This window comes from Microbulbifer maximicatervae (SeqCode), from assembly GCF_052467225.1.
Genome location: NZ_CP174303.1, coordinates 2,815,040 through 2,840,137, shown reverse-complemented (window position 1 = coordinate 2,840,137; position 25,098 = coordinate 2,815,040). Strand labels below are relative to the sequence as shown.

At 41.3% G+C, this 25,098-nt stretch carries 20 protein-coding genes and 3 pseudogenes; 6 read left to right on the top strand and 17 right to left on the bottom strand.

The features are described 5' to 3' along the window. Positions 1–10: 10 nt before the first annotated feature. Positions 11–262, top strand: a pseudogene (tnpA, locus tag ACJJIZ_RS12515) (IS66 family insertion sequence element accessory protein TnpA); the annotation flags it as partial. Positions 263–264: 2 nt separating this feature from the next. Here tnpA and ACJJIZ_RS12510 read toward each other — a convergent pair. Further along, entirely contained in the window at positions 265–906 is a 642-nt protein-coding gene (locus ACJJIZ_RS12510) for a hypothetical protein (RefSeq protein WP_444897098.1), read from the bottom strand. A gap of 321 nt (positions 907–1,227) precedes the next feature. Here ACJJIZ_RS12510 and ACJJIZ_RS12505 point away from each other — a divergent pair, with 321 nt between their 5' ends. Continuing rightward, positions 1,228–1,428, top strand: coding sequence for a carbon storage regulator (locus ACJJIZ_RS12505; protein ID WP_444913616.1), 201 nt, complete (start codon positions 1,228–1,230; stop codon positions 1,426–1,428). 474 nt (positions 1,429–1,902) lie between these two features. On the opposite strand, the gene ACJJIZ_RS12500 is transcribed toward ACJJIZ_RS12505, so the two are convergent. The 5 genes from ACJJIZ_RS12500 to ACJJIZ_RS12475 form a co-directional block, all read right to left on the bottom strand. Further along, on the bottom strand, positions 1,903–2,499 hold the full coding sequence (locus tag ACJJIZ_RS12500) for a hypothetical protein (protein WP_444913615.1): 597 nt from the start codon (positions 2,497–2,499) through the stop codon (positions 1,903–1,905). A 1,557-nt stretch (positions 2,500–4,056) separates the two neighbouring features. Further along, entirely contained in the window at positions 4,057–4,641 is a 585-nt protein-coding gene (locus tag ACJJIZ_RS12490) for a hypothetical protein (RefSeq protein ID WP_444913614.1), read from the bottom strand. 16 nt (positions 4,642–4,657) lie between these two features. Beyond that, positions 4,658–5,794: a dipeptidase gene (locus ACJJIZ_RS12485; protein ID WP_444913613.1), complete on the bottom strand. Its 1,137-nt coding sequence runs from the start codon at positions 5,792–5,794 to the stop codon at positions 4,658–4,660. 18 nt (positions 5,795–5,812) lie between these two features. Beyond that, a complete protein-coding gene (locus ACJJIZ_RS12480) occupies positions 5,813–6,901 on the bottom strand; it encodes a Rid family hydrolase (protein ID WP_444913612.1) in 1,089 nt (362 codons plus the stop codon). A 159-nt stretch (positions 6,902–7,060) separates the two neighbouring features. Further along, positions 7,061–7,480: an amidohydrolase family protein gene (locus ACJJIZ_RS12475; protein ID WP_444913611.1), complete on the bottom strand. Its 420-nt coding sequence runs from the start codon at positions 7,478–7,480 to the stop codon at positions 7,061–7,063. A gap of 183 nt (positions 7,481–7,663) precedes the next feature. Here ACJJIZ_RS12475 and ACJJIZ_RS12470 point away from each other — a divergent pair, with 183 nt between their 5' ends. The 3 genes and pseudogenes from ACJJIZ_RS12470 to ACJJIZ_RS12460 all read left to right on the top strand — a co-directional run. Then, complete coding sequence (locus tag ACJJIZ_RS12470) at positions 7,664–8,569, top strand: LysR family transcriptional regulator (protein WP_444913610.1); 906 nt, start codon at positions 7,664–7,666, stop codon at positions 8,567–8,569. Then, positions 8,541–9,827 carry an NRAMP family divalent metal transporter gene (locus tag ACJJIZ_RS12465; protein ID WP_444913609.1) on the top strand — a complete coding sequence of 429 codons (1,287 nt, stop codon included), beginning with the start codon at positions 8,541–8,543 and terminating at the stop codon, positions 9,825–9,827. Before ACJJIZ_RS12470 ends, ACJJIZ_RS12465 begins: the two co-directional genes overlap by 29 nt. 53 nt (positions 9,828–9,880) lie before the next feature. After that, positions 9,881–10,384: pseudogene (locus ACJJIZ_RS12460) on the top strand (IS3 family transposase); the annotation flags it as partial. Positions 10,385–10,809: 425 nt separating this feature from the next. On the opposite strand, the gene ACJJIZ_RS12455 reads toward ACJJIZ_RS12460, so the two are convergent. The 9 genes and pseudogenes from ACJJIZ_RS12455 to ACJJIZ_RS12415 all read right to left on the bottom strand — a co-directional run bounded on the left by ACJJIZ_RS12455 (position 10,810) and on the right by ACJJIZ_RS12415 (position 21,374). Further along, positions 10,810–11,889 (bottom strand): hypothetical protein, encoded by a 1,080-nt coding sequence (locus tag ACJJIZ_RS12455; RefSeq protein WP_444913608.1) that lies wholly within the window; start codon positions 11,887–11,889, stop codon positions 10,810–10,812. Positions 11,890–12,029: 140 nt separating this feature from the next. Next, complete coding sequence (locus tag ACJJIZ_RS12450; protein ID WP_444913607.1) at positions 12,030–13,100, bottom strand: hypothetical protein; 1,071 nt, start codon at positions 13,098–13,100, stop codon at positions 12,030–12,032. Between the two features lie 140 nt (positions 13,101–13,240). Then, complete coding sequence (locus tag ACJJIZ_RS12445; RefSeq protein ID WP_444913606.1) at positions 13,241–14,311, bottom strand: hypothetical protein; 1,071 nt, start codon at positions 14,309–14,311, stop codon at positions 13,241–13,243. Between the two features lie 8 nt (positions 14,312–14,319). Beyond that, positions 14,320–15,648 carry a hypothetical protein gene (locus tag ACJJIZ_RS12440; protein ID WP_444913605.1) on the bottom strand — a complete coding sequence of 443 codons (1,329 nt, stop codon included), beginning with the start codon at positions 15,646–15,648 and terminating at the stop codon, positions 14,320–14,322. Between the two features lie 1,901 nt (positions 15,649–17,549). Then, a pseudogene (locus ACJJIZ_RS21975) lies at positions 17,550–17,963 on the bottom strand (DUF4279 domain-containing protein). Positions 17,964–18,074: 111 nt separating this feature from the next. Then, positions 18,075–18,323: a hypothetical protein gene (locus tag ACJJIZ_RS12430; protein WP_444913603.1), complete on the bottom strand. Its 249-nt coding sequence runs from the start codon at positions 18,321–18,323 to the stop codon at positions 18,075–18,077. A gap of 578 nt (positions 18,324–18,901) precedes the next feature. Beyond that, positions 18,902–19,612, bottom strand: a complete 711-nt coding sequence (locus tag ACJJIZ_RS12425; RefSeq protein ID WP_444913602.1) for a DUF4386 domain-containing protein — start codon at positions 19,610–19,612, stop codon at positions 18,902–18,904. A 97-nt stretch (positions 19,613–19,709) separates the two neighbouring features. Further along, a complete protein-coding gene (locus ACJJIZ_RS12420; RefSeq protein ID WP_444913601.1) occupies positions 19,710–20,414 on the bottom strand; it encodes a hypothetical protein in 705 nt (234 codons plus the stop codon). Between the two features lie 474 nt (positions 20,415–20,888). Continuing rightward, complete coding sequence (locus ACJJIZ_RS12415) at positions 20,889–21,374, bottom strand: GNAT family N-acetyltransferase (RefSeq protein WP_444913600.1); 486 nt, start codon at positions 21,372–21,374, stop codon at positions 20,889–20,891. 149 nt (positions 21,375–21,523) lie between these two features. On the opposite strand from ACJJIZ_RS12415, the gene ACJJIZ_RS12410 reads away from it, so the two are divergent. Continuing rightward, positions 21,524–22,549, top strand: coding sequence for an IS5 family transposase (locus ACJJIZ_RS12410; protein WP_444913599.1), 1,026 nt, complete (start codon positions 21,524–21,526; stop codon positions 22,547–22,549). Positions 22,550–22,880: 331 nt separating this feature from the next. Here ACJJIZ_RS12410 and ACJJIZ_RS12405 read toward each other — a convergent pair whose 3' ends face one another. Together ACJJIZ_RS12405 and ACJJIZ_RS12400 are read right to left on the bottom strand one after the other, a co-directional pair. Continuing rightward, positions 22,881–23,915, bottom strand: coding sequence for an IS481 family transposase (locus ACJJIZ_RS12405; RefSeq protein ID WP_444913598.1), 1,035 nt, complete (start codon positions 23,913–23,915; stop codon positions 22,881–22,883). A gap of 583 nt (positions 23,916–24,498) precedes the next feature. Further along, on the bottom strand, positions 24,499–25,059 hold the full coding sequence (locus ACJJIZ_RS12400; protein ID WP_444913597.1) for a YbhB/YbcL family Raf kinase inhibitor-like protein: 561 nt from the start codon (positions 25,057–25,059) through the stop codon (positions 24,499–24,501). Positions 25,060–25,098 lie beyond the last annotated feature (39 nt).

The following is a 25,098-nucleotide window of genomic DNA, read 5'->3' as shown; positions in this document are numbered from 1 at the left end:
GGAACAACAGCGATTTTCCCAGACAGTATATTGTCAACAACACGATCTGAAACCCAGAACCTATACTTATTGGCACAACAAGCAGAGCAAGCGACGACCCAAGTTGATCCCGGTGACTATAGCGGCTTTTCAGGCTTCTGTTGATTTGACCTTGCCCGATAGCATTCAGATGCAGCTGCCGGTCTCTGAGCTGGCACCTCCTGCGGGAGCAACATTGATGCTACGCCCAAAACAATCCGCTCATAGGTTCCTCAGGTACTGAACTCAGATTTCCGTTACTGAAATGTTCAGATCCAGGTGACTTGAAGTCAGCTGATTTGTTGGATCTCTCGGGTGGTATGCGGTAGGTACAACCGATATTGACCACGTTCTATCCTCTAGCTTACATACCGCAGTACCTAAATAACCCCTCTTTGACAAATCAGAGATTATTTGCTGATCTTCAGCTAAGCCTGAGTTTCGATAAAACTTATGAAGTCTTTCAGTAGCAATACTTGCTGATCGCATAGCAACTTCATCAGAGGCGCCTAAAGACTTGGCGAAAGAGGCCGATGTAACTGCTGCCCTAACTCCATTATCTCGCAAAACTTGGATTTCATTGGAACCAATGGAATAAAACTTTCCACCTTTTACTCTACAATAGCCACCTACATCATCAATTGGTTTTCTAATTGATTTAGTATTAACGAATGTAAAGTAAGCCCGATAATTAATTACACCTGGCGACTCTACTTGAGATTTCCACTCATCAAATAGTTGATATGAGCCAATTTCCTTTTCAACAAACTCCACTAAATTAGAAAATTGCTCTGCACGCTCGATAGTGATTGGAGGGTTGGATGTAATTGAGCAGGCAGCATTGCCCCCTGTAAATAATATTAAAATTATAATTTTCCCTATTTTCATGTTTCTTCCTTGTTTTTACAGTAATGGGGACATGCCAAATAGAAGTATAAATCGCCTCGACCATTGACTAAAGGGGATAGATAGGAAAAATGCTAGGCACCCAAAAAAATTTATATTCCTCAATGCAAATGTATTAAAGCAAGCAGCATCTAAGATTATCTTTTAGAAAATTTGTTGGGCATCCAACAAATAGTGTAGAGAGCTAGAGCTATAGGCCTCGGCTAGCTTAGTTAAAATCGCATTTAAAAAACGGAGTTAATTTTACAGGTTGTAGCGCCCGCCCTTTTCTATTCCGTGACCACCGCCTCTGTGCCGCACTCCATGCCGCCTCCAAACATTACTTACCAAGCTTCCCCACTAAGGAATACCCAGCCAAGACTTGATATATACATGTTGATCCTAAAGCGCCGAACAAGCGAGCACCTAAGAATTGGAGCGAGTGTCTCGATCACAGTACTGGAAGTGAAAGGAATTCAAGTAAAGATAGGTCTCCATGCCCGGACTCCCTTGCCACTACAATGAAAAAATCTACGTGGATCTCAAAATAGAAAAAATTAAAAAATAGAGGGCTTTGAAAATAGATTCCTAATAGAAGGAGAATCTCCCATCCTAGCATCCAACTTTTGCTCATAGTAATCGCGCCCATAAGGACACAACAACTCCAAGATAGATACGTCGCTATTTTAAAGCTATCTTTACATGTGTCCCCCGCTCTTCTATAAATCAAGAATCGACTCTAACTGGGACGGTCAGCTGAGTTTATACATTGCTAGCGTTAATGCAATCTGCTTAGACTAACGTCTATCAGTTACCTCCCCCCTTTAATCGCCATAACCCAATGAACGAAAATAGACCATCAGAGGATTCATAATTTACTCAGGGGTGTACTCACTACTCTCACCCTGCTTCTCATCTTGCCTATTAGACTCTCCGGCAGCGCTCTGGAAAAAGGCCATTCAGACAATATAAAAACAGATTGGCGTCCCTTTCCTTCCATTAGATATTTAATGCCTTTCGTGTACGATCTTTCAGAGATTCCCCGAAATGAATGGCATTAACTGACTTGGCTTGTGGCCAGTAAGTAATTTCTATAGAGCTTTCCTTATCAGCGACCTTTTCGACCCTAAAATCAATTACTGTAATCACACCGTTATGCATACGAGTATCCCTCATGTGGTAATACATAGATGGCATAATATCGTAGTGATACTCAAAATTCTGCATCTTTGTACTTGCCAAGCTACCAAATTCTTGCTGGATTTCACTGGTTGATTGGTATTCAAATTCTCTTTTAATTTTCATGAACACCACATCCACATTCACAGGCACGGTAAATGCGATTTTATGATTAGTAGGCTTATTGGCAGATGTATTCACCGCAGTTTTGTCGGTAGTGCTTGTCTGCTCCATCTGGGATTCCTGTGCAGCTTGTTGCTGGCGAGTATTTCCATCGTGATTGATGGGGTCGCCAGTAACCGGATTATTCCAGCAGGTAAGACATTTACCGTCTGATGAGTAGATATGCTGATTAGACGCACATCCGCTCACGATAGAAACCAGGGCCAAAGAGAAAATAAGTGTTGGTAGCTTCATGAATGCTCCCCTAATGAGAGTGTTTATTTAAAAGTTACTATGAGATTCCAAGCTAGCAACCGAGTATACCGACTCCCTGTATTAACATCGAGCAAGGAGATACTTTGTACACGGAAGTCTTGGAAGGATCTGTTTAGTATTGGATTATCTCGCTCTCTGTATAGAAACCAAGAAAAAATGGCTGTGGGGTTGGTCCCTTTCTAACGCTAGTACCTAAATTAAACTTTCCTTTAGAAGAGACACTGTTGCGTTTAACATTGATCAGTCGTTTTCGACGAACCCTGTTCCAGTCTAACGTTCTTAGTGACCAAATCCTTTCTGATATCATGTTCAATTTCTACGATCCTCCCTGAATATAGATATTGATGGTTCTTTAGGTCGTTATTATGGAGCATAATACCCGGTGCGTCCGCCAGTAAATCATCATTTAAAAACCAATTTTGGAAAATCTTAAACTAAAGCACCGTGCAATATTGTTGTGGCCTAGTAAGCAAAATAACACAAAACTGTAAAAGCTTTGTGAATTCAACCACTTGTAGTGATTCCTCAAACTATAGGAACTTAGCGCCTATGCCATTCACACTTTACTCCGTTCTACCTGTAACTTCTGAAGCAGGGAATGCCCAGCCACAACCTTAAGTATTGGCACTAAAAAATTCTGATCTTAGAGCTTCCTAAAGGTGAGAGCATTAAAATCGGTACAAATGTCTCGGTTACATTACTGGACGTAACCGGCAACCATGTAAAGCGTGATATCTACAATACCCAAATCTCACCCCATTCATCGGGAGAAGATCTTCGTGTATTTTGATAGGAAAAGATGACTGGGGCCCTGCCACCATAGAGCCTATTAATCTTGAGAATCGCGGGGGCCCGTAATTAATAAAATGAGCCCCCTCAAGAGTTAGGCTAAGCGATGTTCAAACCGCACACCAGTAAGATGATTTTATTGAATAGACTTTTTAAGGATATCTGTACAAAAAGCACAGGTAAAAATATTAAAAGCTGATTTGAAAATAGCCTTTGTACCAACTTCCTCATGAGGAAAAACAATGCGCCAAGGAATACCCACCCACCACTTGAATATCATCAGGAAACAAATATATTGAGCCTAAAGCATCGAAACGGCGAGAGCCCAAGAGATAGAACAAATGTATCAAGTAACATACTGGGAGTGAAAAGTAATCTCTATCAGCCCATAGTGGAAAGATCTATGTGCGCATCAAAAGAGAACAAAAAGTAGGCACTGAAAGTGCGGTGGGAGCAGATTCACAATGGAGGGAATCCCACCCAAATCTCCTCCCCTCTTTCATCATCATAGTGGCACCTTTGAGCGCACACTATTTCTATGATGAGAAATGTCACAGCCATACAGTTACTTCCAAATGTATTAGAAAACAGCTGCACACACTCTATAAGTGAAAATCGACACTAACTGGGGAGATCAACTGAGTTCAAGACATAGCTAGCATTGCTGCAATCTGTTCAATTTAGGACTTGTGATAATTTTAAGTTGAATGGTAAGGCTTCCGAGTTGATAGCAACTGGATTCTATCACTAACAGTTTTTGGGTTTTATCGACTGGAGTTCCGCCCATACAGGGTGAGAGGAATTTTGTGGAGAAACAATAAAGTACCAACGAAGCTCATCAGTTTTTTCACAGTTAACTTGATTGCCTTTAAAGTAAAGGGGCTGCTCTTTATTGGTTACAAATGGCTCAATCCACTTTATCTGACCAGTATACTTGCCATCATCCCATTCAATTGTAATAGCCGGCTCATATTCTTTGCCTTGAGTGACGGCCTTGTACAACCCCCTATAGTAGGAGGCTATAAAATCCTGGATTTCGACCTTCCCAAGAACTTGGTTCTTCTCTGGCTTGTGAGTCCATGAAAAAGCATAACTAAAGAAATCCTCTTTTTCTTGTTTATACATACCAGGCAGAAACACAAGCTCTTCAACACCATTCAAGGTGATATCTGAAGCAAATTCGATCGGAAAAGGAATCACTTCAGTCTTTAAATTCTTTGGGAATTCGGAATATGTACTAAGCCCTTCAGCAAAAAGCAAAGGGGATAAGAGGAGCGTAACACAAGCAACCAATCGAATCAGAACACCATCAAGCCTTAGATAATTATCCATTTAATCTTACTTTCCTTTAATTCCATACCGAAGCAAAAACACGCAACCAGTTTTTACCAATTATTTTTTCTACCACTCGATCAGGAATTCCTTTTTGGCTTAACCTGTAGGCAATAAGCTCCATCCGCATCTCGGAGTTCAGTTCAGGAATAAACGGTGGACGATTTGGTGTTTCTCCGGGCGCGGAGATTCCAGCCGCAATACGACGCTCAACTTCCTTACGGATACTTTCTCGATACTCAGGGCCATCATTGACCGGTACTACGCCTTGGTCACTACCTATGGCAATATGATCTTCACCACATACTTTATAGGCATGCAGTATATGTTCTATCACCACATCGGCCTTTATTTCATGCTCCCCACCCTCCAAAAATGGCATTAAATAGATTCCAACCAAGCCACCGGTGTCTGCTGCAGCTTTTAATTCGGTATCGTCATTATTTCTAGGGTGATCATAAATTGCGTTGCAGCCAGTATGAGAGATCACAATCGGTCTTTTTGATTGACTGATTGCACTGGACACTGTCTTCTTTCCAGAATGCGAGAGGTCAATCAAAATCTTCTCCGCCTCCATGATCTCTATGGCTTTCTTGCCAAGGGAAGTTATCCCTGAATCTTCCTTAACGAGACCGCCGCTGCCAAGGATAGAGGGCCCATTGTAGGATACCTGCATTATCTTGACGCCCATTTTGGCGAATTCTGAAATGCCTGAAAGTGACTCATCAAACATTTCAGTTGATTGGAATCCCATTATGATACCGAGCTTACTCTCTTGCTTCGCTTTCAGGATATCTGATGCAGAATGAATTAAGCTCAAGTAGTTTGAATTCTGTTCGATGATAGATTTAGTTTTTTCAACCTTCTTTAAAGTCTCTGTGTAGTCATCACCTGGATAGGGGACTGTCATATTCAAGGCACTAATCCCCGAGTTCTTGAATATTCCCAGGACTTCTTCAGAGACTGGCTCCCTGAGTGAGAATGCTCCGCTGAGGCCATCAATTACAATCGATGAACTGTATGGATTCCACGTTGCTTTACCTGCGTTAACCCCGGAAAAGGCATTTAATATACCCGAGTTAATAGCCAAGTATGAACCAACACCACCTGATACTAGAGATTTAATCAGTGCTCTTCTATTTATATCGTTCATAAGTCCCCCACTCCAGAATTAATCAGCGCTTCGTGAAGCTATACACTCCACCTCAGCTCTGGCATCAAGTGCCAGGCCGCTCGCTGCAAAAGCACTCCTCACAGGTTTCTTTCCGTTGAAGTACTGGAGGTAGACTTCGTTCGCCGCTGGCCAATCATCAATATCAGCGAGCATCAAAGTACACTTAACCACATCGTCAAAATCCAGGTTTTTGCTTTCGAGAACTTGGCCAATATTCTTCATTGTTTGATGCATCTGAGCTTCCAGACTTTCACCTGCCAAGGTTAAAGTTGAAGGGTGATTACCGATCTGCCCAGATAACCAAATGGTTCCATTCACTTCACGTGAAGAGGAGAAAGGCAACTGTGGATCGTCGCCAATAAAAATAAAGCGACCGTTCTTAACCACATGAGCTATCGACTGGCTATCTTCGATATTCTTTTCGGGACTTTCTGAAAGTACAACAATATTTGCTTTCTTTCCCTCTTCAATACTACCGACAGAACCTTCTATCCCTATCACTTTCGCAGCATTTATAGTTGCAGCTTGAATTGCCTCAAGAGGTGTCATACCAATTTCATCTACGAGCAGCTTAAGCTCATGATGAATCATCGGTGTAGTGTCATTTTCAAGGTCACTAAATGCATCCGTGCCAGCAGCAATAGTGATACCGTTTTGATAGGCAAATTGTGTCATTTGTGTACTGAGCTGATCAAGTTGCCTGTACTTTTCGTTTAAGGTATTCCTTCTTTCAAATACTGTAAGCGTCGCATCTAAAATTGTACCGTTCTTTTTCATTGCATCGAAAAGGTCTAAATAGCTATCCTTTTGCAGCATTTTTTCCCAGGTTGAATCATCGAATTCAGCAGTTTTTCTACGCCACGCCTTGAAGTTATCAACTAGCTGAGCAGACATATCTGAGGCATGTGAAATAGTCTCAACACCAGCATTGACAACATCCAATGGTTTGGAGGGGCCTATATAAGCATGCGACCAGACTTTTAAACCATGTTTCTTGGCTGCACTCGCGAGTAATGGCACCGTCTCGGCCTCAACATCAGCATATACCTTGATGCCTGTTGCACCAGCGCCTATTGCCTGGAGCATTATTGAATCCATATCTGAATTTTGATCTACCGCTCTCATCCATGTTGTGTGGCCTGGAGTACGCCCTTTAGCTGAGGCAATGGTTCTCGGGTCCGAGAAGAAGGATTCTCCACCAATAATGACTGAAAAGTAGATGTCTGGCGAAGCGATGGAGTCGATCTATGCTTGACGTTTTAAGTAGGCCAACGCTCGTGCATCACCGCCCATATCTCTCACAGATGTGACACCACCACGAAGCAGGTATCGAAGTCGCTCAGTAGTGATAGACAAATTATCCCAGCTATCCGGATCTGTCGCATGGTGGACATGCGCATCTATCAGGCCAGGGATTACAAACTTCCCTTTTAAATCGACAACACTGGCCCCCCTTACCTTGGAGAGATTTTTCGTTGCAGAAATTCTCTTGATCTTATCTCCTTCGATAAGAATCGACTGGTTTTCATCAACTTTAAGCGAATTAACATCCACTATATTGGCGTTAATGAGCAAAATTTGCTCTAGCTTTCCATCCTCTGCTGATACAACGCCGCTGGTAGCAATGTATAGAACCACCAGAATAAAAATTTGTTTTATTTTCATGTACTTATCTAATATGAGACCGTGGGACTTTTAATCTACTAGCAAAATTTTGCGTCATTTAGGATGCACTTTAAATGTGGCTTTGGTTTATAGTGTATAAACTATTTGTTTATTATGTTTGTCTGTATACTCCAGCTAATGCCCACCGTAAGAAGAGAAGCGGATTAGCCATCAGGGGAGTCAATGAACAAGTTACACGCCCTTGAGGCATACTGTTTAGTGTGCGAAAAGCAAAACTTTGCAGCTACTGCTCGCGAGCTCGGCATTTCAGCAGCAATGGTCGGTAAGTACATTAAGCAGTTAGAAGAGGAGCTGGGCTGCCTATTGGTAATGCGCAATACACGCAAAGTATCCATAACCGAAGCGGGCGAAAATTACTATAAACAGGTTTCACCAATATTAAAAAAACTCCACTCCGTCGACCAGGCGATGTCAGAATACAATCAGGAGCCTAGAGGCAGACTGTCGATATCGACCAGCATAGAGCTAGGCAGTCAATATTTTTCAGGGTTGATTGCCAATTACCGTAATCTATACCCTCAGGTATTCTTGGATTTTCATCTCAGCAATGACCCACTCGATTTACTCGACAATAAAATCGATCTCGTTTTTAGAATCGCACCAGAATTACCCGACTCTAGCTATATCGTCCAATCTATCGCAAAAACTAAGCTAGCGCTCTGGGCAAGTGACTCTTACATAGAGAAGAATGGACTCCCTGAAAACATAGAATCATTAAAGAAGCATCAATTACTCTTCTTTAACCACAGTATTCGAGGGGATCATTGGCTATTTCAAGACAAAGAAGAAACAAGAAAGATCAAACTTCCCTGGGCCTGGCAATCTAACAATGGGAGGCTATTAAATGAGGCGGCTGCTGAGGGACAAGGAATAATCCAAGCCCCTTTTTACTCTGTCAAATCTTATGTCGACTCTGGCCAGCTCACTGAGATTCTACCTAGATTCACAATAAAGCCACTAACTATTTTTGCGCTCTACCCTCATCGCTGCGAACTTTCCCTGAAGGTTAAAACCTTTATCGATGTGGCTAAGAGCTATTTTGAGCAAAATCATTCCGAGCAGTTCTGATTCAATGGATGTATTCAAACGTACTTTCTCAAATCTAGGCCCTGGTATTATTTGGGCTGCAAGCAGTATTGGCGTATCTCATATCGTGCAATCTACTCGCGCTGGTGCAGATTACGCTTTCGCTTTGATTGGTTTTATTTTCCTGGCTCATTTAGTCAAATACCCTTTTTTCAAAATCGGACCAGAGTACGCTGCTGTCACCGGTGAGAGTTTATTGGAAGGCTATAAAAAACACAGTCGACTTGGTTTTTATAGTTATATGGCTCTCACATTTCTAACAATGTTCTTTGTTCAAGCTGCGGTTACGATCGTCACAGCTGCTTTAGCCCTCAATTTATTTGGCGATATCTTAAATGTTTCAGAGTGGTCTGCCATCATTTTGGTCATTACATGTGCAATATTGATTGCTGGCCAATTTAAATGGCTGAATGAAAGCTTAAAGTGGATGGTCCTCATTCTGGCAATTGCCAGCTTGATCACTCTCATTGCCGCAATAAGTCAATATGGGCTTCTTCCCTCTAAATCCTATTTAACAGCCGATATGGCACCAGCTGTGAGTATCGCATTTGTTGTCGCCTTAGTCGGCTGGATGCCAACTTCAATTGAAGTTTCTGTTTGGCACTCTATTTGGTCGGAGCGCAGGATAAAGGAGAGACCGGATAGAGGGTTTGCCAAGAAATCCCTCGTATTTGACTTTAAGGTTGGTTATTTCACCAGCTTGATATTAGCTATTGTATTTGTATGGCTAGGCGCATTAGTAATGTTTGGGAAAGATATTGAACTATCTCAATCTGCAGGCATATTTGCTGGTCAGCTAATCAATATTTATACCGAATCTCTAGGTGATTGGAGCCATCTAACAATCAGTATTATCTGCTTTATCGCGCTTTTCTCAACTACCTTTGCAGTCTCCGATGGGTTTCCTCAAGTTTGGCGAAGTGCCTTGAGGTCATCGAGTAGTATTAAGATTCCCGAAAATAGAGTCTACGTATCCACTCTTATTATACTAAGCCTCATAAGCTGGTTTATTATTTCCCTATTTACCAACCAGCTAAAGAACTTAATCGACTTTGTAACTACTCTATCTTTCGTTTGTGCTCCAATCTTTGCTTTACTCAACATTCTTGTTATGAACGGGAAATGGGTACCAAGAGAACATCACTTAAAGGGATGGTACTTAGTTTACACTTATGCCTGCTTGTGCTTAATGATAGGTTTTAGCTTTTACTTTATTTATTGGCGCTTCTTGAGTAACTAACTATTCCTTTGCAAAATCAGCTGACTTGAAAAGTCTATAGATAATATTGTAACCGCCAGTTTAATGTAGAGAAACCCAATCAAGTTTGGTGTGGCGATATTACCTATATCTGGGCTGGCTCAAGCTGGTGTTACCTAACTACCGTTATACATGCTCGCCGTATCGTTGGGTGGGCTCTCTCAGGTCACCCAGATACGGCATCACTGGAAATGGCCTGGGAGCAGCGAGGAAAGCCCCATGGAGTTATGTTCCACTCGGATCAAGACTGTCAGTATACCAGTCATCAGTTCCGCCTACTGCTGTAGCGCTACCGAATGACCCAGGGCACGAGTCGACGTGGAAATTGTTGGGATAATGCACCAATGGAAAGACTGTTTCGGAGTCTGAAAAGTGAATGGATACTCTCTCTCGGTTACAACTCTATCACAGAAGCGAGCCGAGACATCAGCCATTACTTGATGATTTACTACAACTGAGAGAGTCCCCATCAATACAATGACATATTACCGCCTGCAAAAGCGGAAGAAAAACTTAACTTACTGTCCGGCAATAGTTGACCACTACACTGATCGTTAAAAATCAGGAGAGTAGAAAAAAGTTGACTGGCATTTTAGGGGGGTGCTTGATGGCTTACAGGCCATTCTAAGTACATTTGAAGAGATTTTCTTAAGTCGATTATATTCTGCTTTTATTGAGGCCACCCGGTCAAAGCAACAAGATTTTATGGTCTGTAAAGTTGGTGCCAGAGTGGAATTTTTATAAAACCGATTTTTGATCAAATAACAATCAACTATTTCCTGTTCAAGTGTAATTATATGTAATTGGGCCCCTATGATTCCTATGAAACACATCCCAATTAACAAGCTCAGCCTTTAGTGAAATAAAAGCAGAATAGCTACCTACACTCCCCCTCAACCTATAACCTCTGAAAAATCACTTTGACAGAAAGCACTTCTTAAAAGTACCAATGAAAGCTAAATATTCATCCCAACTTTCCCGAAGCCACAAAAGGTTTTTCAATTTGATCGAAAGATATCCTTGAAGCAACATCTATCTTCTCCCCAAGAGGATAGCTATTATGCAAGCGTCTTGGCTGAATACGTTTATCAAGAAAACTTGAAACCTCCTCCCTTGTAGCACGATGACTCTCATCCCTGCTTTTACCAGGCTCTAGGTATTCAACGTCACTCCACATTTGCATTACATGTTTAGCCTCTTCAAGCTGCTGCGCTGTACACTGCACAATTGGTTTTCTATATCTCGACAACTCACTTTGAACCTCTTCATAACGACAAGATAGACCAGGAGAAAACTCAAACATCATGGAATCCATTATACGCTGTATAAACCCAATATAATTATCCCAAGGTGTTCTTTGATTTAGGCGATATGCATTTCCAGCATTCGAGCCCGCACGACTTATAATAAATCGGCAACAAAGAAAAACTTTATCACTGACAGCCAAATTCCAACTCACCTTATCTACACCATCTGCGAGTGGCTGACTCTCAAAATAGAACCAGATTTTGCCCTTTTGATTCACCCACTGACAGTTAAGGGGGGATAGATAATCCGGCCATTTATATTGTGTTAAATCAAAACGATCACTTTTAATCCCTTCATGCATTTTTTGCAGATCCGTAAGGTAACATCTACGATAAACCTCACGAACTAAAACCTCATCATTAAAGAGGCTTTCATTAACAGGAAGATCATCAATATAATTAAGGTTTATAAAGAAATTTATATGCCCCCCATAACTTTGAAGCAAAGGCACCCCTTTAAAACCCCAGCGAGTAGAAAACAAGTTTAAAACTTTGATAGCATTAAACTGTGCTTTATTTTTAATACTAACCCCAGATTGGTATTCAAGAGGATGGTAGGACTGCACATCCTCTATATCAAAGCTATCCGGCTCAGTTTCCCACTGCTGAATTGAGGAGAATGGATCAAAAGCAGGGGGCACCATAAAAGAAAGCTTAGACCCGGAAAGCCTTTTCTCAACCCTTCTCGCATTACGGAAGCTCGGCCCACGAGGAAAAACATCTTTCAAAAAATTCATATGAAACTAATCTTCAAGGAAATACGATCAAGGCAAGATATTGCAATAATAGAGTAGCTCATCTGCGGAGTATTACCCCGCAGAATACAACTTGGAACCTAAAGAAGTATTATAATGGCCTACAAAAGCTATTTAATTTATCATCCTTGATAAATTAAAGGTTGACTAAGATACTCCGTGGAAATTCTTGACACAATTTCTATTTTATCCCCCAAAGGGTAGCTATTGTGTAAGGGCCTTGGCTGAATACGTTTATTGATAAAACTAGAAACTTCGTCAGTAGAAGCTCTATTATCATCATCCCTTCCTTTGCCAGGAGCTATATATCCAGAACTACTCCACATTCTCATCACATACTTTGCATCGTTTACTTGCTTGGAAGTAAAAGACAAAATCGGCTTACTATTAGCCTCAGGATGCTCCAGAATTTTAACAAGACGACCAGACAAATCAGAGGTGAGATGTAAATCTAAAGAATCTACAATACGCTGCACAAACCCAATGTAATTTTCCCACGAAACACGCTCACTTACTCGATATGCATTACCGGCATTCGAAGCAGAGCGAGTAATATTAAACCTAAAACTTAAAAAATGCTTATCTGTAAGTGCAGTATGCCAGCTAACTTTATCAAGCTTATTTCGCAGAGGCTGACTTTCAAAGTACAACCAACTCTTGTTCGCCTGCTCTACCCACTGGCAATTAATGGGCCCCAAATAACTAGGCCAGCGATACTCGGTTAAATCAAATGGGTCGCTTTTTAAACCTGGATCAAAGTTATGAAGGTCTCCCAATTCATATCGGCGATACACTTCTTTTGTCAGTACTCTTGTATCAAATAAACTTTCATTGACTGGAAGATCCTCTATTGAAGTAACAGTAACTACCAGCCCAACTTTGCCCGCATACCCCCCTATAATGGGCACCCCCTTAAAACCCCAACAGCTTGAGAATAGTCTTAGATACCTAATAGCTGGGAATTCAATTTTTTCATCCAAATCCTTCCCCGAACAATATGAAATTGGGCGAAAATTCTCAGCCTCTAAAATATCAAATTCGTCAGGCTCTACCTCCCACTTTTGAATAGAGGAAAATGGATCTGCTGGAGGAGGCACCATAAAAGAAAGCTTAGAGCCGGATAGAGTTTTCTCTATCCTTCTCGCACTACGAAAGTTTGGCCCACGAGGAAAAACATCTTTCGAAAAATCCATATGGAAATAATCTTAAAAGTAATCTGATCTAGGCAAGATATCGCAAGAATAGAGAAGCTCATCTGCGGAGTGTTACCCCGCAGAAAACAACCTGGAGCCTAAAGTAGTGTTTTAATGGCCTATAAAAGCTATTTAATTCATCATCCTTGATAAATTAAGGGTTGGCTGAGATGCTCCGTGGGAATTCTGGACACAACCTCTATTTTATCCCCCAAAGGATAGCTATTATGTAAAGGTCTATGCTGAATACGCTTGTCGATAAAACTAGAAACCTCACCAATAGAAGCTCTATGATCCTCATCCACCCCTTTACCTGGAGCTGTATATCCAGAATCACTCCACATTCTCATCACATACTTTGCGTCTTTAACTTGCTTGGAAGTAAAGGATAAAATCTGCTTATCTTTAGCTCCTGGCTGCTTCTGAACTTGAAAAAGGCGTTCAGATAAATCAGAAGTGAGACGTAAATCTAAAGAGTTCACAATGCGTTGTGCAAAACTAATGTAGTTTTCCCACGAAGTACGTTGGCTTGCTCGGTAAGCATTAGCTGTATGCGAAGGTGCACGTGTAATAGTAAAGCTAAAGCTTAAAAAAAGTCTATCTGCCAATGCCGTATGCCAGCTAATCTTATCAGGCTTATTACGAAGAGGTTGACTTTCAAAGTAGAGCCAACTCTTATCAGCCTGTTTTACCCATTGGCAATTAATAGGTCCCAAATAGTTAGGCCAGCGATACTGGGTTAAATCAAATGGATCGTCTTTCAATCCTGAGTGAAAATCATGAAGATCTTCTAACTCATAACTGCGATAAACTTCTTTTGCTAACACCCTTGTATCAAATAAACTTTCATTAACAGGGAGATCTTCTATAGAAGTAACTGCGGCAATCAGCCTAATGTCACCACCATACCCCCCTATAATGGGCATCCCCTTAAACCCCCAACAACTTGAGAACACTCTTAGATACGTAATATCTGGAAACTTGATTTTATCGTCCAAATTATCACTCGAACGGTAAGAAATTGGGCAAAAATTATTAGCCTCAAAAATATCAAACTCCTCTGGTTCTGCCTCCCATTTTTGAGCAGAGGGAAATGGGTCCGCTGAAGGAGGCACCATAAAGGAAAGTTTAGAGCCGGATAAGTTTTTCTCAATTCTTCTTGCTCGACGAAAACTGGGAGCTCGCGGAAAAGCGTCCTTTAGCAATTTCATAATATTACCTATTTTCTTAGACGAGTTCGCTGAACCAACTGCTTGAATGGATCTGTTGGACTACTATGGTAACCCTCGTTTAAACTAGGAATACTTGCTAAACTTGTTTCAGCTGCAACCTGTACACCCTTTACAGTCATTACCCCAAGAAGTAATTTAGCTGTACTGAATGAAATACCCATAGCTGTAGCAGCCGTTGCCATTCCGTAAATAGAAAATCCTCCCATTGCCACTTTTTTAGCCCCTTTGATAAACTTCAAAGTGTGATATCCAGTATCAATTAGTTTATTGATACGATCTTCCTTCGATGTATACTTTATAAATGTATTCACTGACATCACAGGTTTTGCTGTACCAATAACCGATCCACCAGCCAATTGTGCAATACCCGGAGTGGCCTTGTACCATGTCGAATCATTAGTATTCATTCCAATTTTACGTCGTGCGTCATCTGCCAAATAGTGACTGGATGTAGCATCACTCAAAAATATTGTTTGCTTGCCGTCAAGATTTATTTGTCGTAGCGCAAGTTGTTCCATTGCCTTTGTTAGAACTTTTGAACCACCCCGATGGCTAGTCCACTCTACATATAACCCTTTATCATGGGCTTCTTTCATGTATCCAGCAAGAATCCTTGCAGCCTCCATATCCTCTCTAGTGGAACTTCTTCCTAAATTTCTCACACATCGCCAGCCTGATTTAAGAGCTCCATGCTGAGGAACGTAAAAGAGGGTATATCCATTCCCTTTCAATTTTTCAAGCGCCCCTTCATCCCCTCGGGTTATATGCGAAGGCATCATATTTGCCGCATGAGCCAAGTTTTCACAATATCCATTTATACCGATTTTTAACCGTGAATCTTCCTTGCCCGTCATAGCCCCATTTGTACGTAAAAACATAGCTGGTCGTTCTTTTGGCGACCATTTACTTTCACTACGCTCAGATTCCCACTCAACTTCCCAAAGGGCAGCTCGTTGTTCCTTTTGCGCTTCCCGTCCTAATAACCGAATATCAAGAATCACAACATCAGTCTGCGGCCCACCATAGTAATTGATTAACTCATATTCAATCTCAAAACCATCTCCAACAATACAGCGGCGAGTTGCACTGCCATTCTTCAAATATGAGTTAACCGGTGCAGCCCCGCCTCTCAACCCGTTCACAGCATTAGTCAACGCTAATGCGTGATACCCCTCACTACTAGGAATACGACTGAGTTCCTGAAACCCTTCCAGCATATGATGGAGCTGGTCATTAGCCACTATCGAACGACCAGATCCAGATTGACCAAAGGTTTTAAGTCCCAAGCTCGTAGCTGATGAAGGTAAAGAGTTCATTGATCATCCTTATTCAGTAGGCGCAGTTTCTCCTGTGAAGTCAGTCACATAAAGATATTCTGCATGGTAATTTGCGCCTCAATTTACCAGTGAGACCATTCTAAGTACATTTTGAGAGAGATCACTAAAAATCGATTATATTTTGCCATTAAGTAGACCGTCTGGTCAGAGCGGCAAGATTTTGCGGGCTGTAAAATTGGTGCCAGAGTGGAATTTTACTTAAACTGCTTTTTGGTCAAAAAACCAACAGCTGTCTACTGCCGAAGTGTAATCATATGTAATCGGTTTCCTGCTATTTCTGAGAAGCACTTCCCACTGCGAGAAGTCCCTTAGCCACAAACGAGGGATTTGTACCAAATCAATAACACAAGACAACCACATTGTTCAACTGTACCTTTTCCGTAAATTCTGTCAGCAATACTGGACACACACCAAATAAGTATAACCTGCCCAAAATAAGTGGTTGAATCGAAGCGTTAAATGAATAAAGGGAGCCAATTTTACTAATTAAATGAACGTCACAAATTAAAGGTGCATTCAACAGCTTGGAGTGATGCCCTAAATTCTAGGAGGCCAGCACCCGCCTTTCCTTACTCTGGACCCAACCCCGCTCGCCATCGAACTTCCCTGTCAAGGAATACCTACCTGCGGCTTGAGTGTCATTAGGAAACGGATAGGTTGATCCTAGAACACCGCCCCCATAAAAATTCTGCAAGCTCACAAAATAGAGTAGTAAGCACAGCTTAATTATCAGCAAGTAGACTGAGTATCGAGCTCTGAACCGGCAAAAGGCTAAGAATCTGGGCGAATATCTCAATCACAGCGCTGAAAGTGAACTGCAATCAACCAAAGAGAGGCATCTGCGTCCCCAGGTCCCTCCACCTCCACTACGAAGTGACCAACGTGCGCATCAGGAGAGAAGAAAAGTAACCAGTTCAAGGTGATGCTAATTGGTGCTATAACGACGGAAGGCGGCGCATACGCTCGGTGCGGGCTTAACTTAATTAGATGTTAGACTTTAATTACCCCAATAGGGCCCTGTACAGCGATCGATTAAGAGTGGCGAACGGGCAAAAACCAGATCCACCTATAGTTGCTAACAAGGTGCTAGTCTTCTGGTTGGATTAGCCATGTGCCCTTGCCCGCACCCTCACTCTCTAAAATAGAATATATAAACCCAAACCTGTAACCTACCGGCTGGTTCTTGAGGTAAGAACTAGATTTCAACATATATGCCTTGATAGAGTCATCTTTGGCTGATTCAGCCTGAAAGTAAACACGATGGATTGCACCAACGTTCATGGTGTCGAAACTACCCTTACACTGGACTCCCACCGAAATTCTTCAACCTATAAAACCCCATTAGTTACAACAAGATATCCCTCACATAGACAAACTGTGAATGTGCTAGCTAACGCCGATGATTGAACTAGATAGGTAAAAAACATTAACTTGCACATAGACATTATCCTTGACAATCAATTATGACGAAGTATAGCTCCCCATGATAGCTCGAGGTACCTAGCACTATGTCTATGGTTATTATGTAAACATACCGATAGCTGTCGATTCCTCTTCAAGTGTAAAAATGCCCTTTCTAAAGGTGTAAAAGAGAGCCCTTATTCTTCAATAATGGGGCTTCCTGGTCATACTTTTTATAAAACTCCATGACAAAATCAACGGCTTTCCTGAAACTATTTTCTTCTATTATTTACTACGTTTTCAATATTCAAAAATCACGCCTGATACTTTTATCGTATGGATAATTTGCATATCCCATTGTTTCTTTGATGATACTCTTAACAACCTCTTCAGAAATTACCATCTTTTTCCCTACAATTATAGGACCTACTTAAGATGCCTCGCCAAACATAATTTTTGAAACACTTGTTAGGCATGAGCTAATCAGCACCATCGTAAATATCAAGTGAAAGCACTATCCCACGACTACCAAGTTCCAACAGTGTTTTAGGAGAAACATTCATACCCTCATTGCCCTTATCCATAAATATGCCACAGAAAAGGTCAATACTATATTTTTGTGAAAGGTCCTCCCAAATGGCAATATTATCTGTCAAACGATCAAGAATTTCCTTCACTTGTCCATCTAAGTCTTCAGGTTTGCATTCCTTTGCTGCCAAAGACCAGTGCCCACTTTTACACACATATTATCTACCACTTCTTTTTACAACCTTTAATTCACCTTTGGAGTACATAGTTGTACCCTCACACCCCAATAGCACTGAAATCTCTTGTGGTTGCAATTTATCTCCAATCAATCTCAACGTAGCTTTAGACCGACTTACCTGTGCCATTGCTATAAACACCCAAAGCTTTAATAAACGGCAGCCGGAACACAAATAGACTGCCCGATAGGAATCTCAATTTTTTCCAGGAACGAGTCTAAGTGAACTTAATATCACAAGCTACTGGTAATTCAATAAAAATAAAATCAAGAAAGCAATAAATATAGGGAAGAATAGCAAACCAAAAATTGCCGAACGCCTGAAATTTGCTATCCTTTGCTCATCCATTGTTTCAATTTCTTCGCTGCTGAAATCAGTACCGCAAATATGGCAATCAAATCTACGCTCCTCGTGTGCAGCTCCACAGTGAGGGCAATTCGCAGTCCGTTTTTCATACAGCCATTGGACTTGATCCAGTAAATGAAACATAAGCTGAATCCCAGTATTTAAACACTATAAGTGATAGCAGTTTGTTCAATAGCACAATCTGAATATCACACTTTCCCATAACTTAAAAGTTAGTCAGCCCGATGACTCACAGAAGTTAGCAAATAGAGGGATTCCCAAGTCTCTTGCAGCTTGGCATTTGCTTTTTCCTATTCTGAGACCCCGTACCCCATTCCCCCATCAAACTTAACTTATCAGTCTTTCCCATTCAGGAATACTCACCTACGCACAAATTTCAATAGGAAACAAATAGCTTGATCCCAAAGAGCACTACCGGCGCACGTCTAACAGTTTAAGAGAATGCCTCAGTCAAGACAATAGAGATGAAAAGAAGTCACGTTGGGCATTGGCATCCCCAAACCCCTCCGCGTCCAAAGAAAAGAGATCTATATCCATATCAGAATCGACCAAATATTTGACAATTGGACGTTAAAGGCAAGTTCCCCAAGAGAGGAGGCCCTAGCCAAACCCTCTCTAGTGAAATTAAACTTTGCTTGGTAACAAGATACGATTACTGTACAAAAACTGCACAGCCTTGTCGGTCATGCATTAATGCTTACTCAGACATTACTTTTGTATAAACCTGGAGCATCGACTGAACTAAGTTTGATGTTAATTCCTTTGATTAGCAGCCATAGGCCAAATGTGATTTCAAAAAACGCGCCTGGAAGCATGAAGTGTTTCAATATTTGGGGCGGCTCGAGTAACAAAATATTTGAAAACCCATAAACCACCATCGACATATACGTGAAAGCCCCCCAAAGTACTAACCACCTAGGCACGTAATTTGAAACGTAAAATAAGTACATGAAAATAGTCGCGCCTATGCCCATTATGATTAAAAGAACATCCCACATCGAACCACTCATATTCACAAATATACTCGCTAACGCATGTAGCTGCTCTTCTTGAAATGTATTCGAATATTCCTGGTTTTTTAAAACTACTATAACCGTCAATGTAATAATTGTTGCTACAAAGCCAAGAAGCCCTTCTCCAAACCTGAAAAGCAATGCCAAAAAAGCAACATTTTTGTTGATTGTTTTTGTAACCAAGTACTGCGCCCAAGATGCCCAAATAACAGCGATAAACATAATTATATCTATAATCTGAGCGAACCTGAATCTCACCTCTGTCTCAGCAAAAGCCCCAAAATCATATATTCCTTTCTTGACAAGTAATGAATTGAGCATCCCTAAAACGATATAAATTAAGTATGTAGCACCTAGATGCTTCGCATATAGGCTAAGTGATGATTGTGTATTATCCATCAGTAATTATCCTTTGGCTCTCGCATACGACGAAAGTCCTAATCTTTATTTCAGGTGCGAAGCTGGCGCCACCTGAATATAGTAGTTAGAGTTCTTGCTACAGTGTGCCAATACTGCTTAAAAATGACGTTAGCTGAGTTGCGGAATCCTTTAATGACTCGGCTACGGCAGCGATCTCTGCCTTCTTTATGGTTTCATTGAAATTAGTATCACCGAGTTCTTTGCGGGCAGAGAATTCGTTACTTGACACAACCGTAAATGGCACTATACCCGACCGAACATCAAGTAAGACTACTTCCACTGAACAGTATGCCTTTGTTTCATTCGGATCAATAAACTTATACTTCTCAAAAGTACGGCAACTTGAACGGTAGGCTAATAGTAAATCAGCTTGGTAGCGTGCAGCAGCTTCTCGAAGATAAGGCACTGTACGTTGCTCTGGAACGAGCATGCTTGGTAAGAATGAAGCATCGTAAACCCTTTCAGACTCTCTCAACTGCCCTACAAAGTCCCTAGCAATAGTTTCATTTAGTTGCGTAAAATCATTAGAGTAATGGCGCCAGTAGCTATCATTGGACAACTTGAGTATTGCAATTCTATTTTGTGCAGGAAGCTTTAACTCATAGTTGAGGATGCGGTCTATGTCTATATCCCCTAACGATTCACCAGTGGAGCCAAATAGAGGCTCATTATTCGCTTCATTACCCCCAGCCTTATAGTAATCGCTTGGTCGATGAGATGTAGCTACAGTAGCGCAACCTGTAACAAGTATCGCAATTATAACTATCAAGTACTTTGTCATTTGTAATCCTTAGGTGGCAATTATTAACTCTTAATAGTTAATTCAAGTACAGCATCTATATATCACGCTTCTCTAGAATTCCAAAGCTAGTCCAGTGAGATAAAATCAAGAGGAGCAAAGAATAGCCTTTAACTGGTACAAATGTTCAATACAAAATACAGATTGAGACATCCATAATCCTGAGACCACCCAACTTTATATCTTATGATGACGCTCTACGAGTTATGGAAAGACTCGTCCTATCCAAGAAACAACGGTAGCTGCGCTTATATTCTGATGATAAAACCACCTAAAAGACGTCTTTTAGCACTTCAAATATGAATTCCTTTCCTATTCCGTAACCAAGAATCACCTACTAAACCACCCCATTAAGATTATCTCATATGCCAGATTTGGAGGCTGCTATTCAGTAAACCCGATATCAGAAAAAAATAATAGAACTACAATTTATCGTTTTATAATTTTATTAAACACTTACAGAAAATCTGCTCTTTTTCTCATCTCGTGACTGCCGTTAGATTTGGTTAAGTCAATTACGGCGAGCATATCTTCTCCATCATCATCCATTCCGACCTCAACAAAACCGAAACTAGAATAAAAAGCTTTTGCAACGGGATTATTAGGGTTATAACAAATTTCAATCTCTTGAAGTCCCGGGACGTCCCGAATTTCTCCTAAAGCAAGATTCAGAGCTATGCGACCAATACCTTTTTGTTGGTAATTTTGATCAATCATAAACCGCCAGATTGAGATTTTTTCTAAGCTTTCTTGTACCCACATTAGAAATCCAACGGCTTCATTGTCCAAGTAAATAGCACGAGTTTCATAGCCTTCGTTAAACATCGATTCAACTAGTGACCACATATTGCAGGCAACGTAATCTTCTTGATCCGGTGCAACATCAAGATCACATACTGCTTCATAATTCTGTTTGGTAATCTGACGAAGTGATACTTCCATGGTCTAACCTTAAAGATCTAATAATCAATCGACAAGTAACACCTATATATCACACTTCTCTATATTTCCTAAGCTTATCAGGGCACCTCTAAAAATTCACTATTTCCGGTAAAATAGTCTAAACGCTCACTAGTAAAGGTTATTGTCAAATGCAGCCGAGTTTTTTCGGTCTTGATGACCGCCATCGCAAACTAAATGAACGTGATCCACTGGTTGCTCTGCGTAAGTTGATTGACTGGGAGGACTTCCGGAGTACTTTGAATAAAATCCTCACACTTCCAAGAAAGAGTAATGCTGGAAGAAGACCCTTTGATAAGGTACTGATGTTCAAGGCGCTTGTATTACAGCATTTATATAACCTATCGGATGATGAGTTGGAATATCAGATACGCGATCGATTTTCATTTTGTCGATTTCTCAGCCTAAACCCGGAGGACCGAACTCCAGATGCCAAGACAATCTGGCTTTTTCGCGAACGGCTGGTAAAGGCAGGACTCATGAAATCCCTCTTTATGGATTTCAATTGTCAGCTTGAGGCGCAGGGATATAAAGCTCAGAAAGGGCAAATAATTGATGCCAGTTTTATCAATGCTCCGAAGCAACGGAATAACCGAGAAGAGAACAAGGAAATCAGGGCAGGCAAGGTTCCAAAGCGAATTGCGCAAGATCCAAACGTCAAGCGGCAGAAAGATCTTGATGCCCGTTGGACCAGGAAAAACAACGAGAGATACTACGGATATAAGGATCACGTCTGCATAGATAACAAGCACAAACTGATACGTGAATACGAGGTAACTTCTGCCGAAGTACATGATTCACAGGTTTTTATTGAATTGCTAGGTGACAATAGCTCAAAAGACGTTTGGGCGGACAGCGCCTATTACAGTGAGGAATGTGAGGTCGCATTGGATGTAATAGGCTACCGTAGTCATGTGCATAAAAAAGGCTGTCGAGGCAAACCTCTTAGCGAGTGTGAAAAAGAAGTTAACCATCGTAAATCCAAAGTTCGTGCCAGAGTTGAGCATGTATTTGGTTCTATGGAAAATGAACAGGGAGGAATGTTCGTTCGAACTATTGGACTTGCGCGCGCCAATGTTAAGGTTGGCATGATGAATTTGGTTTACAACATGCGTCGATTTGTCAGTTTATACAGTCGAGTTGCGCCCGCAACATGAAGAGTGGGATAAAATGGGTATGAATTTTACTTAGAATTACTATAAAACACACTAACCATCAATATTTATTCAATAAACTCAGTTTTACAACTAAAAATCAACCATAAAATAGCAGTCCAATAATTCGTAAATTTATCTCTGAATTTATAGAGGTGCCCATCAGCCTGATCGGAAAAAAAGAGACAAATGATAAAGAAGCTACCGTTAGGTGGCACTAACAATCAAAGTAAGATGTAGAGCAGCGTCTATTGAATTTTGATATTCATATGTAGTAGTTCAGACTTGATCTGACAGTTACCGGTTTCTCAGGAGATGCTCTGTCAGGTCAAATTCAGTTTACGAGCTTTTCCTTCCAGATGCTTTTTCCATCTTCAAGAGTTGCTAACGGTGTTCGACCGCAACACTTCTTACCCTGATGAGTTCTCTCATTATTGTAATATGTGAGCCACTCGTCCAGATCCGTTTGTAACTCTTCTATTGATCCATAGATCTTGCGGCGTAATGAGGGTTGGTAGAACTCTTGTAAAATGGTCTTATGGAAGCGCTCACAGATTCCATTAGTTTGTGGATGTCTGGCTTTTGTCTTAGTGTGTTCTATTTCGTTCACACTTAGATATAACTGGTAGTCGTGCTGTTCCAATTTGCCACAATACTCCGTACCGCGATCAGTTAGGATACGCAGCACTGGTAGATCATGTAAGGCATAAAACGGTAGTACACGGTCATTCAGGAGGTCCGCCGCAGTGATTGGCGTTTTGGTGGTGTACAGCTTGCAATGAGCCACCTTTGCATAGGTATCGACATAGGTTTGTTGGTAAACACGTCCGACGCCCTTAAAGGTTCCTACATAGAAGGTATCCTGCGAGCCCAGATAACCTGGGTGTTGAGTATCAATTTCACCGCAGGCTTCATCATCATGCCGTTTTCTCTCCAAAGCCTGAACCTGTGACTCTGTGAGGATCAGTCCCTCCTCAGCGACCTTGGCCTCAAGTGCCTTTAATCGCATTTTGAAGTTAGCCAGGTCATGCCGTAACCAGATACTCCGAACGCCACTAGGGGACACAAATACACCGCGTTTACGCAGTTCATTGGAAACTCGAACCTGCCCATGGGCAGGCTCTTGGAGGGCATAAGTTAACACTGCCTCTTCAATGACTGTGTCAACACGGTTCTTGTGGTTGGGCACACGCCGGTTCTTCTCAAGAAGGGCGTCCACACCGCCACTTGAAACGGCTTCCTTATAGCGATAGAAAGTGTCTCTCGACACACCCAGCATCTTGCAAGCTTTGGAGATATTGCCGAGTTCTTCTGCCAGATTTAGCAATCCGGTCTTGTGTTTGATGATGCGATCATTAGTATGGATCATGGGGTTTATCCTTGGTTTTGCTTTTAGGTTTAGGCACCTTCATCAAAACCGGTAAACCCCTCTTTTTCAAGAGGATGTGTCAGATTTGGTCTGAACTAATACAATTCATATCGTAGCGTAATCAACGAAACAGCTTTTACCCATATTTTTGAGGCGTTTTAGTCCCCCCTCTAATCCACACCAGTAAACCCAGCTACTCCGTTTCCAAAAGCCGCTTTCCAAGCTTGTCTTTCAAAGATTCTGTACCCATAGATCGCATATCAGTAAAAAAATATGCTGAGCTAAGAGACCCGAACTTACGGAATCTAAGATTTGGAATCAATCTGTCAATCAAAGTACTATTGGTGGATGGATGCCAATTAAAGATAGGCATCCACGCTTCACCACCGTCATCAAACGGATAGAATCTTACTGCATGTATAAAAGAAGTATTGAGGGAACAGCCTCACCAAAGGAGGCCTAGTACAGCTTTTTCTAAAGAGGTTTAACTTTATGCGATAACAAGTAACAACGAGCTTCGATTATTTCGCTCTCGCACAGATCAGATCCGCCAAATCCTCATCTGAATTTGCTTGCTGGAGAGTCACTCCCGTATGTATAAAGCTTCAATAGTACTTTCCCCCATTGAGTTAGCCTTAACCATATAGCCAGTTAGTGCCCCTGATGCATCGCTTGGTAAATCTAGTTTCTTTGATAGCGCAAAAACCGTAAACTGATACCGATGCGCACCATGCCCTTTTGGTGGGCAAGCACCACCAAAACCTCTTACTCCATAATCATTTACTATTTGTACACTACCCTGAGGAGTGCGATTTTGCTCTGAATTTCCTGCGCCAGCTTCCAGTGAACTAATATTTTTGGGAATATTTACAATTTGCCAATGCCACCAACCACTGCCTGTTGGTGCATCAGGATCATATACAAAAACAGCAAAAGCTTCTGTCCCCTTCGGAGCATTTGCCCAAGATAATTGTGGTGAAGTATTATTACCAGTGCAACCGAACCCCTGGAATTCTTGTTCTTTACTCATATACTTTCCAGTATCTATATCATTACTCGAGAGCAAAAATGATTCTGCAGAGGCTACGCCGGATATAAGCACTGTAAAGACGGCACATTTAATTTTACTAATTAGGCCAAACATATTTACTCCAAATATATTAAAAATGATTACTTATCATAG

Bases quoted from the DNA above. Each gene is read 5' to 3' on its own strand.
- ACJJIZ_RS12480 (WP_444913612.1), bottom strand. From the start codon at position 6,901: ATGCTCCAGGCAATAGGCGCTGGTGCAACAGGCATCAAGGTATATGCT.
- ACJJIZ_RS12445 (WP_444913606.1), bottom strand. From the start codon at position 14,311: ATGAAATTGCTAAAGGACGCTTTTCCGCGAGCTCCCAGTTTTCGTCGA.
- ACJJIZ_RS12505 (WP_444913616.1), top strand. From the start codon at position 1,228: ATGCCGCCTCCAAACATTACTTACCAAGCTTCCCCACTAAGGAATACC.
- ACJJIZ_RS12420 (WP_444913601.1), bottom strand. From the start codon at position 20,414: ATGACAAAGTACTTGATAGTTATAATTGCGATACTTGTTACAGGTTGC.
- ACJJIZ_RS12405 (WP_444913598.1), bottom strand. From the start codon at position 23,915: ATGATCCATACTAATGATCGCATCATCAAACACAAGACCGGATTGCTA.
- ACJJIZ_RS12500 (WP_444913615.1), bottom strand. From the start codon at position 2,499: ATGAAGCTACCAACACTTATTTTCTCTTTGGCCCTGGTTTCTATCGTG.
- ACJJIZ_RS12430 (WP_444913603.1), bottom strand. From the start codon at position 18,323: ATGTTTCATTTACTGGATCAAGTCCAATGGCTGTATGAAAAACGGACT.
- ACJJIZ_RS12470 (WP_444913610.1), top strand. From the start codon at position 7,664: ATGAACAAGTTACACGCCCTTGAGGCATACTGTTTAGTGTGCGAAAAG.
- ACJJIZ_RS12455 (WP_444913608.1), bottom strand. From the start codon at position 11,889: ATGAATTTTTTGAAAGATGTTTTTCCTCGTGGGCCGAGCTTCCGTAAT.
- ACJJIZ_RS12485 (WP_444913613.1), bottom strand. From the start codon at position 5,794: ATGAACGATATAAATAGAAGAGCACTGATTAAATCTCTAGTATCAGGT.
- ACJJIZ_RS12425 (WP_444913602.1), bottom strand. From the start codon at position 19,612: ATGGATAATACACAATCATCACTTAGCCTATATGCGAAGCATCTAGGT.
- ACJJIZ_RS12410 (WP_444913599.1), top strand. From the start codon at position 21,524: ATGCAGCCGAGTTTTTTCGGTCTTGATGACCGCCATCGCAAACTAAAT.
- ACJJIZ_RS12440 (WP_444913605.1), bottom strand. From the start codon at position 15,648: ATGAACTCTTTACCTTCATCAGCTACGAGCTTGGGACTTAAAACCTTT.
- ACJJIZ_RS12510 (WP_444897098.1), bottom strand. From the start codon at position 906: ATGAAAATAGGGAAAATTATAATTTTAATATTATTTACAGGGGGCAAT.
- ACJJIZ_RS12415 (WP_444913600.1), bottom strand. From the start codon at position 21,374: ATGGAAGTATCACTTCGTCAGATTACCAAACAGAATTATGAAGCAGTA.
- ACJJIZ_RS12400 (WP_444913597.1), bottom strand. From the start codon at position 25,059: ATGTTTGGCCTAATTAGTAAAATTAAATGTGCCGTCTTTACAGTGCTT.
- ACJJIZ_RS12490 (WP_444913614.1), bottom strand. From the start codon at position 4,641: ATGGATAATTATCTAAGGCTTGATGGTGTTCTGATTCGATTGGTTGCT.
- ACJJIZ_RS12475 (WP_444913611.1), bottom strand. From the start codon at position 7,480: ATGAAAATAAAACAAATTTTTATTCTGGTGGTTCTATACATTGCTACC.
- ACJJIZ_RS12450 (WP_444913607.1), bottom strand. From the start codon at position 13,100: ATGGATTTTTCGAAAGATGTTTTTCCTCGTGGGCCAAACTTTCGTAGT.